The organism is Ruegeria sp. Ofav3-42 (assembly GCF_022347725.1).
Taxonomy (GTDB): Bacteria; Pseudomonadota; Alphaproteobacteria; order Rhodobacterales; family Rhodobacteraceae; genus Ruegeria.
The window spans coordinates 241,799-256,240 of record NZ_JAKRGB010000003.1; the positions used below are offsets into that span (position 1 = coordinate 241,799).

Sequence of the window (14,442 nt, forward strand, 5' to 3'; positions counted from 1 at the left end):
CAAGGCTCAGCAATGACCGACGAACACCGCTTTCCCTGCGATCAATGCGGCGCGGATTACCGGTTCAACCCCGGCGATGGCACGCTGACCTGCGACCATTGCGGGCATTCAGAGACTATTGGTGCCGGCCCATGGGGCGGCGCCAGTTTGAAAGAGCTGGATTTCAATGCAGCGCTGGAAGACAAGCTGCCCGAAGGTGAAATTGAAGAAACCCGCGTTCTGTCCTGTCCGAACTGCGCGGCTCAGGTTGAATTCGACCCAAACACCCACGCGGCGGAATGCCCATTCTGCGCCACACCGGTAGTCACAGAAACCGGCGTCAATCGGCATATAAAACCAAAGGGCGTTTTGCCCTTCGCGCTGGACGAACGCTCAGCCCACAAAGCGATGTCCGATTGGCTTGGCAGGCTTTGGTTCGCACCCAACGGGCTGAAGGAATATGCCCGCAAGGGCCGCAAGATGCAGGGGATATATGTCCCCTACTGGACATTCGATGCGGATACGCAGTCCAATTATCAGGGCGAACGTGGCACGGTTTACTACGAAACCCGAACCGTCATGCGCGACGGCAAGCCAATGCAGCAGCGTGTGGCCAAGGTGCGCTGGTCCCCGAAATCAGGCCGGGTCGCGCGGTTTTTCGACGATGTGCTGGTGCTGGCGTCTCGGTCCTTGCCCAAAAGCTACACGGACGCGTTGGAACCGTGGGATTTGCCGGCGCTGGAACCTTATCAACCAGAGTATCTGGCAGGATTCCGGGCCGAGGCATACACGGTGGACTTGCAGGACGGATACACCGAGGCACGAGGGCACATGGCCCGGGTGATCGAACGTGATGTGCGGTTCGACATTGGTGGCGACAGACAACGTATTCATGCAATCGACACGGATGTGCGGAACGTGACCTTCAAGCATGTCTTGCTGCCCGTCTGGATGGCTGCGTACAAATATCGCGGCGAAACCTATCGTTTCGTTGTGAATGGCAGGACCGGGCGCGTTCAGGGCGAACGTCCGTGGTCCGCCATCAAGATCACAATCGCTGTGGTACTTGGCCTGCTGGTTGCGGCAGGTGTTGGCTATCTGATGGCGACCGGTCAGCAGTAAGCTCTGTTTCCTTATAAGCGCTTGAACATTCCGGAACCTCCCGCCATCCTCGGCCTCGTCAACATGAAGGGGAGGACAGCGTGACGCCATCAGATCTGGATCGATTGCTGACTGAGCGGCATTCCTGTCGCGCATTTCGCCCCGACCCCGTGTCTAAGGCCCTGATCGAACAGATTTTGACCAGCGCATCACGTGCGCCAAGCTGGTGTAACGCGCAACCCTGGAACGCCGTGATCACCAGCGGCAGCGAAACTGACGCGTTCCGAAAGGCATTGCAGAACGAAGTCGCGACCGGCGCGCCAGAACCGGACCTGCCGTTCCCGACTGCGTATAACGGGGTCTATCAGGCGCGCCGACGGGAATGCGGCTGGGCGTTGTATGAGGCTGTTGGCGTCGAACGCGGCGACAGGGCCGGCTCAGCCAGGCAAACGCTGGAAAACTTCAACCTTTTCGGCGCACCCCATTGCGCGATCATCTCAAGCCCTGCAGATCTTGGACCGTATGGAGCAATGGATTGTGGCGGCTTTGTCATGGCCTTCACGCTGGCAGCACAAGCCTTGGGCATTGCCACGATCCCGCAGGCCGCTGTGGCCAGCTATGGCAAATTCCTGCACCGGTATTTCGGCATTCCAGACGACCGTTTGGTATTGTGCGCAATCTCTTTCGGGTACTCGGATGCAGAACACCCGGCCAACGGGTTTCGAACCGGTCGCGCTGAACTGGACGAAATAGCAAGTTGGCGTGGATCAACACTTCACCAAACGGAAAACTAATTTGCGCGCGGTTTTACAAAGGGTGTCTCGGGCCAACGTCTCGGTGGACGGAGAACAGATCGGGCAGACCGGCCCGGGCTTGATGATCCTGGTCTGCGCCATGCAAGGTGACGACGAACACAAGGCCGAGCAACTGGCGGCCAAGGTCTCAAAACTGCGAATTTTCAAGGATGATGCCGGAAAGATGAACCGATCTGTCGTAGATGTCGGCGGCTCGGCTTTGGTGATCAGTCAGTTTACACTCGCCGCCGATACCTCTCGCGGGAACAGACCCGGCTTTTCCGAAGCTGCCCCCCCGGATCAGGGCAAGCACCTTTACGAGGTGTTTGCCCAGCAGCTGCAGGCTCGGGGCGTACCGGTCGAAACCGGTGAATTCGGGGCTGATATGGCAGTGGAATTGGTCAACGACGGGCCGGTTACGATTTGGATGGAAAGTTGATGGATCAAAGGCAGCAGGCAATTCGCATCTGGCAAGCCGGAGTGGACGCGGTTGACGGACAGAGGGCCACGAAGGCTGTTTTGGACGACATCCCGACGCCGGACCAAATCCTTGCAGTTGGTAAGGCGGCAGCAGCCATGGCCCGCGCGGCATTGGACCATTTTGGGCCGTGTCCGACCCTGGTCGTGACCAAGGACGATCATGGCCGGGACTTGCCGGAAAAGGTGGAGGTGATCGAAGCCTCCCACCCCGTGCCAGACTCGCGCAGCCTCGACGGCGGCCGCGCCCTGCGCGAGACGATTGAGGCCATGCCGCACGGTTCGCATGTGTTGCTGCTGGTCTCTGGCGGGGCATCCTCGCTGGCCGAGGATTTGTTGCCGGAAAAAACTCTGGCCGATCTGGAACTATTGAACCAACGACTTCTGGCCGAAGGTCTGGATATTACTGCGATGAATGCAGAACGCCGCAAGCTGTCGCGGATCAAGGGCGGTGGGCTTCTGGCCCATTTCAAGGGGGCCAAGGCGACCGTTCTGGCGATTTCGGACGTTCCCGGTGATGATCTGAATGTCATCGGGTCTGGCATTGGCGCGCTACCTGAGACACGTGATTTTAAGGCGAAAGCACAGATCGTCGCGTCCAACGCTCACGCACGTTCTGCGGCGGTCGATCTTGCGCGCGGCGAAGGTTTTCAGGTGTTGGCCGATGAAGAGTGCCTGCACGATGATGTCAATCGGGTCGCTACGACGCTGGGGAAACGCATAAGAGACATGGAACCCGGGGTCATGGTTTTCGGCGGTGAGCCAACAGTTGTGCTGCCGGAAAACCCTGGCCGCGGTGGACGCAACCAAGCTCTTGCACTGGCGCTGGCCCGGGAAATCGCCGGAGTGTCGGATCTGACCGTGGTCGTTGGCGGAACCGATGGCACCGATGGCCCGACCGACGCAGCCGGAGCGGTGGTCGATGGCGCGACCTGGGGCGACGGAGCCGATCGTGCCCTGCAGCATGCTGACAGCGGTAGCTTTCTGGACGACGCCGGCGCATTGTTGGTGACAGGGCCCACAGGAACGAATGTGATGGACCTTGTTGTCGCAATAAGGCGTTGATTTGACGATTTTCACGCATACCAAAGTAAAAAAGACCGAGACACTCTTAGAATGACGCGCTCGCCCAATTCGCTATGCGATATCGAAGATTTACCGGATGTCGGCATAGTAATGCCGGATGGGTGTCGTCTTTCAGCACGCGTCTGGCGTCCGGTTGACGCCGGCGAAAATCCCGTACCGGCCATTCTGGAATTCCTCCCCTACCGCAAACGTGACGGCACGGCGCCACGCGATACCCTGACCCATCCCTGGTTTGCCAAACGTGGCTATGCCTGCATTCGCGTTGACATGCGCGGCAATGGCGACAGCGAGGGTTTGATGGAGGACGAATACACCCAGCAAGAGCTGGATGATGCCGTGTCGACAATTCTGTGGTTGGCGGAACAGCCTTGGTGTTCGGGCGCGGTTGGCATGATGGGAATCAGTTGGGGTGGCTTCAACGCCCTGCAGGTTGCGGCCCTTCAACCAGACCCTTTGAAAGCAATCATCACGCTATGTTCAACGGCTGACCGATATGCGGATGACATCCACTATAAGGGCGGTTGTCTGCTGAACGAAAATTTGGGCTGGGGCGCGACCATGTGGTCCTATTCGTCCCGAGCCCCCGATCCGGCGCTGCGCCCGAACTGGCGTGAGTTGTGGCTCGAGCGTCTTGAAAAGGAACCCTTCCTGCCGTTGGTTTGGCTGCGCCATCAGACACGGGATGCCTATTGGCGCCATGGCTCGGTCTGCGAAGATTTCAGTGCAATCCGCGCGGCTACCCTGGCCATTGGCGGTTGGGGCGACGCCTATAAGAACACTGTACCGTTGCTGGTTGAACAGCTTGATGCCCCGGCGAAAGGTATCGTTGGCCCGTGGGTGCATAAATACCCGCACTTTGCGGTGCCCGAGCCACGAATCGGTTTCTTGCAAGAGGCGCTGCGCTGGTGGGATCACTGGTTGAAAGGTTTGGACACGGGCGTTGAAAACGACCCCGATTATCGGGCTTATCTGATGGATGGAGTCCGCCCGCAGCGGTGGTACACGGATAGACCCGGGCGCTGGATTGCAGAACAGGCCGGCGCAACGACGCATCTGCCTGACCTCAAACTGACTCTGTCGGATGACGGGCTTGGCCAGGATGGATCACTGAACAGGCGCGTACGCTCCCCCCAGACTTGCGGCATGGAGGGTGGGGAGTATTGCGCAATTTGGCTGGGTCCCGACATGCCGGGGGATCAGCGCGCAGACGATGCGCTATCCGCTGGTTTCGATGGTTCGCCTTTGTCCGAAGATTTGGACATCGTGGGCGCGCCGCGTATTCGGTTGAAAGTCAGCGCTGACCGTCCTCAGGCGCAGATCGCGGTGCGGCTAAACCATGTCCACCCGGACGGTGCAACAACTCGGATCACCTATGGCGTCTTGAATCTGTCGCATCGTGACGGTCATGCAAATCCTACTCCGCTGGAATGCGGAACACCTTATGAAGTTACACTGAGTCTGGACCATATCGCCTATCGCGTTCCCAAAGGGCATCGCTTGCGTGTTGCAGTTTCCAGCGCGTACTGGCCATTGATCTGGCCGTCTCCGGAACCTGTCGAGATACATTTAACGAGCGGCGAAATTTCGATCCCGAACCGGGCGACACCGGGCGGAGACGAGCATTTGTTTCACCCCCCTGAATCCGAAACCCCGCTCGAGGTCACGACGTTGCGCGACAGCAGCAACTCGCGACGTGTGGAAACCGATATGAACTCGGGTGAAACCAGTCTTATTGTCGAAGACGACTTTGGTCTTGTCACTGACAACCACCACGGTCTGACCCACGGCGGGACTGCATATGAACGCTGGACCATTCATCCGGATGACCCGCTTTCCGCCCGAGGGTATTGCGACTGGACGCAGGAACTCAGCCGGGACGGAATTGATCTGCGCACCGAAACGTCCTGTGAAATGTGGTCAGACCGGGAAAACTTTTACTTACAGGCGAAAATAAGTGCCTTTGAAAACGAAACCTTGGTATTTTCCAAGCAAACGGAGGATACCATTCCACGCAACCAGATGTGATATTTTGGTGGTGAAAGGTCAGACATTTGTCCTTGCTCGGCAGACCGAAATGCGCCTACCTTGACTCATGCGTCAATAAAAAGCCCGACAAGGGCTGCAATCCAATCAACTGGGAGACCAATAAATGAACGAACAACTCACTCACATGGCCGGTCAGGTCACAGCGGGCAAACTCACCCGCCGCGAATTCATGGGGAAAGCGGCGGCTTTGGGTGTGTCGGCAGCGATGGCCAGCACCATGTTTGCCGATGCCGCGCGTGCGGCTGGGCCGAAAAAGGGCGGCGATCTGAAGTTTGGTTTGCAGGGCGGGAACTCCACCGACTCGCTTGACCCGGCGACCTATGCCAGCTCGGTGCCATTCCAGACTGGCAGACAATTCGGCGACACGCTGGTCGAAGTCGCACCGGATGGTTCAATCGAACCCCGCTTGGCCGAAAGCGTCGAAGGCAGCGCAGATGCCAAGGTCTGGACCTTCAAGCTGCGTCAGGGTGTGGAATTCCACAACGGCAAGACCATGACCAGCGAAGACGTGCTGAAGACCATGGAACGCCACTCCAACGAAGACTCCAAGTCCGGTGCCCTGGGCATCATGAAGGGCATTGAGTCAATGAAGGCTGACGGAGACAACTTCCAGGTGACTCTGACCGAGCCGAATGCTGACCTCCCCTTCCTGATGGCCGACTATCACCTGATCATCCAGCCGGACGGCGGTATGGACAACCCTGGCGCAGGCATCGGCACCGGTCCCTATCAGGTCGAAGTCGACGAGCCGGGCGTGCGCCATTTGTTCAAGAAGTTTGCCAACCACTGGAACCCCGATTTCGGCAATTTCGACAGCGTTGAAGTGATCGTTATCAACGATGCGACCGCACGTACGGCCGCTTTGCAATCGGGTCAGGTTCACGCGATCAACCGCGTCGAGCCGAAGGTTGCCGATCTGCTGGGCCGCGCGCCGAACCTGACTGTGCATTCGACCGCTGGTCGTGGGCACTATGTGTTCATCATGCACTGCGATACTGCGCCGTTCGACAACAACGAACTGCGTCTGGCGCTGAAGCATGCCATCAACCGTCAGGATCTGGTCGACAAGGTTCTGCGTGGCTACGGCACCATTGGTAACGACATGCCGGTCAACGCGGCATACCCGCTGTTTGACGGCTCGATCCCGCAGCGCGAGTTCAGCCTTGAAAAGGCCGCTGAGCACTATCAGAAGTCGGGTCATGACGGCTCGCCAATCATCCTGCGTGTCGCAGATGGTGCCTTCCCGGGTGCCGTGGATGCCGCAGCTCTGTTCCAGCAAAGCGCCGCTCAGGCCGGTATCCCGCTGGAGATCAAGCGCGAGCCGAACGACGGTTACTGGTCCGAGGTCTGGAACGTTCAGCCATTCTGTGCCTCCTACTGGGGTGGCCGTCCGGTGCAGGATCAGATGTACGCGACCGCGTATCTGTCGACAGCGGATTGGAACGACACCCGCTTCAAGGTGCCGGAGTTCGACGAGATGTTGTTCGCAGCACGCGCCGAACTGGACAACGACAAGCGCAAGGACATCTACAGCAAGATGGGCGTCATGGTCCGCGACCAGGGCGGCCTGATCTGCCCGATGTTCAACGATTTTGTGGAAGGCGTCACCAATCAACTCGCAGGTTGGGAAAGCGACCCGACCCAAGAGATGATGAATGGTCAGATGTCCCGCAAGATGTGGTTCTCCTGATAGGGCCCACGGTTAATGCATCCAATCATCAAACTGGTTTCCCAGCGCCTTGCGCTGGGACTCCTGCTTCTCTTCGGTGCATCGGCTCTGATTTTCGGCCTCACTGAAGCCCTGCCCGGGGACGCTGCACAAGCGGTCCTTGGCCAATCCGCAACCCCCGAGGCGCTGGCAAACCTGCGCGAAGAAATGGGCCTCAACCGTCCCGCTTTGACCCGCTATTTCGAATGGTTGGGCGGCATTCTGCAGGGCGATCTGGGTCAGTCACTGACCAATAAACTGGATATTGCAGACTCGATCGGCAGTCGTCTGGGTAACACTCTGTTTCTGGCGTTCTGGGCCGCAGTCGTATCGGTTCCGCTTGCCATCTTTCTCGGCCTTCTGGCCGTCCGCTATCGCAATCGCTGGCCGGACAAGCTGATTTCAGCTGTGACCCTGACCACGATTTCCATCCCTGAATTCCTGATCGGTTACGTTCTGGTCTATTTCATTGCTGTCAAGCTGGGCATGTTCTCGCCTCTGGCCATGATCAATGACAGCATGTCCTTCGGGCAAAAGCTGAACTCCATTGCTCTGCCGGTCATCGTGCTGACGCTGGTCGTTCTGGCGCATATGATGCGCATGACCCGGGCGGCAATCCTGAACGTAATGCAGTCGGCCTATGTGGAAACGGCCGAGCTGAAAGGTCTGAGCAATTTTCAGGTCATCTACCGCCATGCTTTCCCCAACGCGGTCGCGCCTATCGTCAACGTGGTGATGCTGAACCTGGCCTATCTGGTTGTCGGCGTCGTCGTGGTTGAGGTGGTGTTCGTCTATCCCGGTATGGGACAGTATCTGGTCGATCACGTGACCAAGCGTGACGTGCCGGTGGTTCTGGCCTGCGGCGTGATCTTCGCTGCCATCTATATCGGACTGAACATGATTGCAGACATCGTTGCCATTCTGGCCAACCCAAGGCTGAGGCATCCGAAATGAAGAACATCCCTATCTCTGCAATGATCGGGCTGGCCTTCACAGCCCTGTACTTCATCATCGCGATCTTTGCGCCCCTGCTGGCCCCCTACGGCATGGCCGAAGTGGTCGGCGACGTGTGGGAGCCGTCCAGCTCGCAATTCTGGCTGGGCACCGACAATATTGGCCGCGATCTTCTCAGCCGCATGATCTATGGCGGGCGCACGACGATCTTCATCGCCACCGCCGCGACGATCCTCAGCTTCGTAACCGGTTCGATACTTGGGTTTCTGGCCGCCGTTCTGGGCGGATGGGCCGATCAGGTCATGTCCCGTGCAGTAGACCTTATCATGTCGATCCCGACCCTGATCTTCGCGCTGGTCGTTCTGGCCATGGTGCCGGTGACAATCCCGGTTTTGATCTTGGTCATGGGCTTGCTGGACTCCACTCGGGTCTACCGCTTGGCCCGCGCCGTCGCTGTCGATATCGCCGTGATGGATTATGTTGAGGCCTCGCGCCTGCGCGGTGAAGGTCAGGTCTGGGTCATCTTCCGCGAGATCCTGCCAAACGCCCTGTCACCGCTGGTCGCGGAACTGGGTTTGCGGTTTATCTTTGCGGTTCTGTTCGTCTCGACATTGTCCTTCCTGGGTCTGGGCGTTCAGCCGCCGCTGGCGGACTGGGGCGGCATCGTGAAGGAAAACAAGGACGGCATCGTTTACGGTATCGGCGCGGCGTTGTACCCCGCTGTGGCCATCGCGACGCTGGCCATTTCGGTCAACCTTGTCGCTGACTGGGTCCTGAACCGTACTACATCGCTGAAAGGAGGTCGGGGATGAGTGATACCCTTCTCAAGGTCCGCGACCTCAAAATCGGCGCGACCGTATACCCGCCGGGTGAAAAACCCCATGACATCGAAATCGTGCATGGGGTCAGCTTTGACCTCGAGCGCGGCAAGGTGCTGGGGCTGATCGGAGAATCCGGGGCCGGCAAGTCCACCATCGGTCTGGCCTCGATGGCCTATGGCCGGGGTGGTGTGAAAATCACCGGCGGCGAAGTCTGGGTGAACGGGCGCGATATCCTCAAGACGTCGCACAGCGATATTCGCAAACTGCGTGGCGGCGAGGTCACTTACGTCTCTCAATCCGCCGCTGCCTCTTTCAACCCGGCCAAGAAGATCATGGATCAGGTGGTTGAGGCTGCGGTCGAACAAAAGAAGTTCAGCCGCAAAGAGGCTGAGGGCCGCGCGCGCGAATTGTTCGCCAAGCTGGGTCTGCCCGACCCGGAGAATATCGGTGAACGCTATCCGCACCAGGTCTCGGGTGGTCAGTTGCAACGCTGCATGACTGCGCTGGCTTTGTGCCCTGAACCCGATCTGGTGGTGTTCGACGAACCCACCACGGCCCTGGACGTGACCACACAGATCGACGTTCTGATGGCGATCAAAGAGGCTATTGCTGATACCGGCGTTGCAGCGCTCTATATCACGCACGACCTTGCTGTTGTGGCTCAGGTGAGCGACGACATCATGGTTCTGCGGATGGGCAACACAGTCGAGTATGGCCATACCGATCAGATCATCAACAATCCGCAAGAGGAGTATACGCAGGCTCTGGTCTCCGTCCGCTCCATTGAGCACGAAGAGAAAAAGCCAACACCGGAACCGGTTCTGAGCGTTGATGGTATCACCGCGCGCTACAAGGGGCTGAATTTCGACGTACTGCACAACGTCAATGTCGAGCTTCATCCCGGGCAGACTCTGGCTGTTGTGGGTGAATCCGGCTCGGGCAAATCCACGCTGGCTCGGGTGATCACCGGTCTGCTGCCGCCGCGTGATGGTGAGATCACCTTTGCCGGGCGCAAGCTTAGTGGCGATCTGAAAGGCCGATCCCGCGAAGACCTGCGCGAACTGCAGATGATCTATCAGATGGCCGACGTGGCGATGAATCCGCGTCAGACCGTTGGCACGATCATAGGCCGCCCGTTGGAGTTCTACTTCAACATGCGCGGTGCCGAAAAGCGCAAGCGGATCATCGAATTGCTGGATGAGATCGAACTGGGCGAAAAGTTCATCGATCGTTATCCGGCGGAACTGTCAGGTGGTCAGAAACAGCGTGTGTGTATTGCGCGCTCGCTGGCGGCCAAGCCCAAGATGATCATCTGCGATGAGGTCACCTCGGCGCTTGACCCTCTGGTCGCGGACGGCATTCTGAAGCTGCTGCTGGATCTGCAAAAGATCGAGGATGTGGCCTACCTGTTCATCACCCACGATCTGGCGACAGTGCGTGCAATCAGCGACAGCATCGCAGTGATGTATCAGGGTCGCGTCGTTCGCTATGGCCCGAAATCTCAGGTTCTGAGCCCGCCGTTCGACGACTATACCGACCTGCTGCTTAGCTCGGTGCCCGAAATGCATCTGGGCTGGCTGGAAGAGGTCGTCGCCCACCGAAAAATGGAAAGCGCCGGGAACTGATCCCTCCCCTTTCTGTGACAGTTTGGTGAAAAATCGAAATCCCGGCACCTTGTTAGATGACAGGTGTCGGGATTTTGCTATTGGGGGCGCGAACAGGCAGACCCCTGATCACGAATCTCCTAGGGTCGCCAGAAATATCTAGTCAAAAGGCCAATGACATGGACCGCAAACTACTCCTCATCATCCTGGACGGTGTTCCGTGGCGCAATTTCCGGCGCTTGTTTGGCAACTTGGAAGGTTGGGTCGACAGCGGCGAGGCGCGGGTCTGGAAACTGCGCGCCGTTCTGCCGTCTACATCGGCCAGCTGCTATGCTTCGATCCACACCGGTGTCACGCCTCAGGAACACGGTTGCACCGGCAACGGAAACGTTTTCCGCCTGAGCCATAAGGATATCTTCAGCCAAGTCCGCGAAGCTGGCGGCGTAACCGGCGCAGTTACTCACAGCTATTGGTCGCAGTTCTTCAACCGTCACCCATTCGACTATGTCCGCGATGTTGAATACGACGAACCAGACAGCCAGACCATCAACCACGGTCGATTCCACAGCATGACCGGTTATGGCAAGGTCAATCAGATGACTCCGTCAGATGTCGACCTGTTTGGTACTCTGACTAACCTGTGCCTTCGCTTTGGGCTGGATTACGGTATCCTACACACTTGCACGCTGGACTGTATGGGGCACCGGTTCTTCCATGATTGCGAAGAGATGGACCATGCCTGCTTCGTCATGGACGAGATGCTCGCGCCTTTCATCCCCCGTTGGCGACAGTTGGGGTACGAGGTCATCGTGACCGCCGATCACGGGCAGGACGAACGCGGGCACCACGGCGGACGCGGTCCGTTGCAGCAGGAAACGGCGCTTTACTACTTTGGTGACGCTGAAGGTCCTGAGGTCGACACGGTGATCGATCAGCTACAGCTTGCGCCTACAATCCTGAACCGAATTGGCGCGCCTGTTGCCGAAACCATGAAAGCCGCCCCGTTCTTGAAATAAGGGATCAGTCGTAGGGCCAGATCTGCTGGCCCAACGCCTCGATTGCGACCGAGATCCGTTCAAAGCTGTCTGCCGCCCGCTTCACGGATGTTCGCGCGCGGAGATAGCCGTGGACGAGCCCCGGCTCATTGATCCAATGCGCCTGACCGCCAGCGGCGGTGATCTCTTCGCAATAGATGGGTCCGTCATCACGCAGAGGGTCGCAATCAGCAGTTACCACGACGGTTGGCGGCAGGCCCGAGAAGTCTGTGTCGTGAAGCGGGGCAAATGTCGGGTCGTTTTGCGGAACGTTGCCGCCACACCGAACCTTTTCATAGAAAACAATTTCGTCCAGCGTCAAAAGCGGCGCGTGGGCGTGTTCGATATACGAACCCTGCGTGCTGTCACCGCCCAAACCGGGGTAGATCAGAACCTGGCCCAGCACATTCTCCAGCCGCCCTCGCCCATGTTGTGCAACCGCCGCAGCCAGGTTGCCACCAGCGCTGTCACCAGCAAGGACAATCGGGTCGCCGAATTCCTGCATCGCCCAGTTCGTGACGGTCCAGCTGTCCTGAAACTGCGCAGGGTGCAGGTGTTCCGGGCACAGGCGGTAATCCACAGCCACAACACGATACCCGGTCTGTGCACAAATCTCGGCACAAACGTCGTCGTGGCTGTCCAAACCCCCAACAACAAAACCGCCACCATGGAAATAGATGACGGTTCGCGTTGGATTGCCCGCAGTGTAGACGCGGACGGGCACGCCTTCGGCCTGCCTGTCCTCAGTTTCGACCCCTTGTGGGCGGGGCTGGCGAAAGTCCGCACACATCGTGTCATACACGCGGCGCTGATCCTCAATCGACAGGTCGACTGCGTCATCCGGATAGCTTTCAGCCGTTCGTTTTATGAACGCCCAGGTTTCTTCATCAATCAGACGTTCATAATCCATGTTCCCTCCCGGTCAGGCAGCCCACTCCCATGGCCGGGTGAACGATCCCAGCACTTTGCTGACATCGTCCTCTGAGGAACCCTTCGCGTCAAGCTGTGCGACAAGTCCACGCTTCTTATCGTCGATGACAGACACTACCCGCGCGTCAAGGCCTGCGTCTTCCAGCGCGCCATTGTAGATGCGCGTGATGGCCTGTTTGCGAAGCTCGGGCTTAAAGACCTTACCGACGGCAGTTTTGGGCAGCTCGTCCAGAATGGTCATATGCTTGGGCTGTGCCGCGCGCTCATGGACGTGCACACCGCAATACTCCATCAACTCCTTCTCGGTCACCGAGGCCCCATCGACCAGTTCGACAAAGGCGCAAGGCACCTCGCCCGAATAGGCATCCGGCTGACCGATGGCCCCGGCAAAGGCGACGGCATCGTGGCCCAGCAGGGCTTCTTCGATCTCGGCCGGGTCAATGTTGTGGCCGCCGCGAATGATCAGGTCCTTGGCACGGCCGGTAATCCAGAGATAACCGTCCTCGTCAAACCGACCCAGATCGCCAGTACGCAGGTATTTGTCGAAGTGGTACAGATCGACGTTCTTGTCCGCCTCGGTATAGGTATTGCCCGCGTATACGCCGGGGTTCGAAATGCAAATCTCACCGATCTCGTCCGCGTCGCATTCCTTCGGGCCATCAGGGCCATCTTGCAGGATTTTGACATCCGTATAGGGGAACGGAATACCGATCGAGCCGATCTTCTTTTCCCCATCCACCGGGTTGCAGGACACCAGACATGTGGCTTCGGTCAGGCCGTAGCCTTCCACGATGGTCACGCCGGTTGCCTCTTCAAAGCGTCGGAACAGTTCGACCGGCAAAGGTGCCGAGCCCGAGAATGCGGTCTTTACGCTTGAGATATCCGCATCGACCGGGCGCTGCATCTTGGCGGCAATTGCGGTTGGAACGGTGATGATGAACGTCACCTTCCAGCGTTCGATCAGCTTCCAGAAATTGTCGAACACGCCGTCGCCGCGATATCCTGCGGGTGTCGGGAAGACCACATGCGCGCCGGACGACACTGCGGCCATCATGATCACGTGGACGGCAAATACGTGGAACATGGGCAGTGGGCACATGATCACGTCTTCGTCCGAGAACAGCAGCGTGTGTCCAAGCCAACCATTGTAAATCAGGCCCGAGTATTTGTGCTGTGCAACCTTCGGCATACCCGTCGTACCACCGGTGTGGAAGTAGCAGGCGACCCGATCTTCCTTGCTGTCCACAAAAGTCAGAGTCGTCGGCTGCTTGGCCAATTCCTTGTTGAAGTTCTTGTAGTCCGCATGCGCCAGGTGTTCCTTGTCGCCCATTTTGGGGCGCAGGAACGGCACCAGCCAGGATTTTGGCGGCGTCAGATAGCGGTTGAGGTCAATCTCGAGGATCGTTTTGACATTGGGCGCATGGCGCACCGCCTCTTCGACCTTTTGCGCCACATCCGTCTTGGGGAATGATTTGAGCGTCACAACCACTTTGGCGCCGGTTTCGCGCAGGATTGCAGCGATCTGTTCAGGCTCAAGCAGCGGGTTGATCGGGTTCACAATACCTGCAACCGCGCCCCCCATCATGGTGACCAGCGTTTCGTTACAATTGGGCAGCACATAGGCCACCACGTCTTTTTCACCGATGCCCAAAGACCGGAACAGGTTCGCCGCCTGATTGACCTTGCCTAGAAGTTGCGACCACGTCAGGGTTTCGGCCTTGTCCGTCGGGCCTGACATGAGTTGAAAGCTGATCGCATTGTTGTTGGGGAATTTACCAGCCGTACGCGACAGCAACTGATGGAAGGTAACCGGAACGTCCCGATCCTCCCACGACATTTCCTGCTCAATTCTTGCCTTGTCTTCCAAACCCACAAAGGCCATGTGGCTCCTCCCTATTTTATTCCCAC

General features: G+C 58.3%; 12 protein-coding genes. 10 read left to right on the plus strand and 2 right to left on the minus strand.

Annotation, left to right across the window (positions count from 1 at the left end; genetic code table 11):
- The first annotated feature begins 12 nt into the window (after window positions 1-12).
- The 10 genes from MHN28_RS06550 (at window position 13) to MHN28_RS06595 (ending at window position 11,586) form a co-directional block, all read left to right on the plus strand.
- The gene (locus MHN28_RS06550; protein WP_239337290.1) at window positions 13-1,101 is read left to right on the plus strand and encodes a TFIIB-type zinc finger domain-containing protein; all 1,089 of its coding nucleotides are present in this window, start codon (window positions 13-15) and stop codon (window positions 1,099-1,101) included.
- An 80-nt stretch (window positions 1,102-1,181) separates the two neighbouring features.
- Entirely contained in the window at window positions 1,182-1,874 is a 693-nt protein-coding gene (locus tag MHN28_RS06555) for a nitroreductase (RefSeq protein ID WP_239337291.1), read from the plus strand.
- Between the two features lies 1 nt (window position 1,875).
- Complete coding sequence (dtd, locus tag MHN28_RS06560) at window positions 1,876-2,313, plus strand: D-aminoacyl-tRNA deacylase (RefSeq protein WP_239337293.1); 438 nt, start codon at window positions 1,876-1,878, stop codon at window positions 2,311-2,313.
- Window positions 2,313-3,416 carry a glycerate kinase gene (locus MHN28_RS06565; protein ID WP_239337295.1) on the plus strand — a complete coding sequence of 368 codons (1,104 nt, stop codon included), beginning with the start codon at window positions 2,313-2,315 and terminating at the stop codon, window positions 3,414-3,416. Before dtd ends, MHN28_RS06565 begins: the two co-directional genes overlap by 1 nt.
- 51 nt (window positions 3,417-3,467) lie before the next feature.
- Window positions 3,468-5,462: a CocE/NonD family hydrolase gene (locus MHN28_RS06570; RefSeq protein WP_239337298.1), complete on the plus strand. Its 1,995-nt coding sequence runs from the start codon at window positions 3,468-3,470 to the stop codon at window positions 5,460-5,462.
- Window positions 5,463-5,586: 124 nt separating this feature from the next.
- Window positions 5,587-7,173 carry an ABC transporter substrate-binding protein gene (locus tag MHN28_RS06575; RefSeq protein ID WP_239337300.1) on the plus strand — a complete coding sequence of 529 codons (1,587 nt, stop codon included), beginning with the start codon at window positions 5,587-5,589 and terminating at the stop codon, window positions 7,171-7,173.
- Window positions 7,174-7,188: 15 nt separating this feature from the next.
- Window positions 7,189-8,145, plus strand: a complete 957-nt coding sequence (locus MHN28_RS06580) for an ABC transporter permease (protein WP_239337302.1) — start codon at window positions 7,189-7,191, stop codon at window positions 8,143-8,145.
- On the plus strand, window positions 8,142-8,957 hold the full coding sequence (locus tag MHN28_RS06585) for an ABC transporter permease (protein WP_239337303.1): 816 nt from the start codon (window positions 8,142-8,144) through the stop codon (window positions 8,955-8,957). The genes MHN28_RS06580 and MHN28_RS06585 overlap by 4 nt, the downstream gene beginning before the upstream one ends.
- Complete coding sequence (locus MHN28_RS06590; protein WP_239337304.1) at window positions 8,954-10,591, plus strand: ABC transporter ATP-binding protein; 1,638 nt, start codon at window positions 8,954-8,956, stop codon at window positions 10,589-10,591. The genes MHN28_RS06585 and MHN28_RS06590 overlap by 4 nt, the downstream gene beginning before the upstream one ends.
- A 158-nt stretch (window positions 10,592-10,749) precedes the next feature.
- Window positions 10,750-11,586, plus strand: coding sequence for an alkaline phosphatase family protein (locus tag MHN28_RS06595; RefSeq protein ID WP_239337305.1), 837 nt, complete (start codon window positions 10,750-10,752; stop codon window positions 11,584-11,586).
- A 4-nt stretch (window positions 11,587-11,590) separates the two neighbouring features.
- Here the strand turns inward: MHN28_RS06595 and MHN28_RS06600 are convergent, their stop codons facing one another.
- On the minus strand, window positions 11,591-12,514 hold the full coding sequence (locus tag MHN28_RS06600; protein WP_239337306.1) for an alpha/beta hydrolase: 924 nt from the start codon (window positions 12,512-12,514) through the stop codon (window positions 11,591-11,593).
- A gap of 12 nt (window positions 12,515-12,526) precedes the next feature.
- Entirely contained in the window at window positions 12,527-14,416 is a 1,890-nt protein-coding gene (locus tag MHN28_RS06605) for an acyl-CoA synthetase (protein ID WP_239337307.1), read from the minus strand.
- Window positions 14,417-14,442 lie beyond the last annotated feature (26 nt).

Excerpts from the sequence above, each read along its gene's own strand:
- MHN28_RS06550 (WP_239337290.1), top strand. The coding sequence starts at position 13 with ATGACCGACGAACACCGCTTTCCCTGCGATCAATGCGGCGCGGATTAC.
- MHN28_RS06565 (WP_239337295.1), top strand. The coding sequence starts at position 2,313 with ATGGATCAAAGGCAGCAGGCAATTCGCATCTGGCAAGCCGGAGTGGAC.
- MHN28_RS06570 (WP_239337298.1), top strand. The coding sequence starts at position 3,468 with ATGACGCGCTCGCCCAATTCGCTATGCGATATCGAAGATTTACCGGAT.
- MHN28_RS06575 (WP_239337300.1), top strand. The coding sequence starts at position 5,587 with ATGAACGAACAACTCACTCACATGGCCGGTCAGGTCACAGCGGGCAAA.
- MHN28_RS06580 (WP_239337302.1), top strand. The coding sequence starts at position 7,189 with ATGCATCCAATCATCAAACTGGTTTCCCAGCGCCTTGCGCTGGGACTC.
- MHN28_RS06585 (WP_239337303.1), top strand. The coding sequence starts at position 8,142 with ATGAAGAACATCCCTATCTCTGCAATGATCGGGCTGGCCTTCACAGCC.
- MHN28_RS06590 (WP_239337304.1), top strand. The coding sequence starts at position 8,954 with ATGAGTGATACCCTTCTCAAGGTCCGCGACCTCAAAATCGGCGCGACC.
- MHN28_RS06595 (WP_239337305.1), top strand. The coding sequence starts at position 10,750 with ATGGACCGCAAACTACTCCTCATCATCCTGGACGGTGTTCCGTGGCGC.
- MHN28_RS06600 (WP_239337306.1), bottom strand. The coding sequence starts at position 12,514 with ATGGATTATGAACGTCTGATTGATGAAGAAACCTGGGCGTTCATAAAA.
- MHN28_RS06605 (WP_239337307.1), bottom strand. The coding sequence starts at position 14,416 with ATGGCCTTTGTGGGTTTGGAAGACAAGGCAAGAATTGAGCAGGAAATG.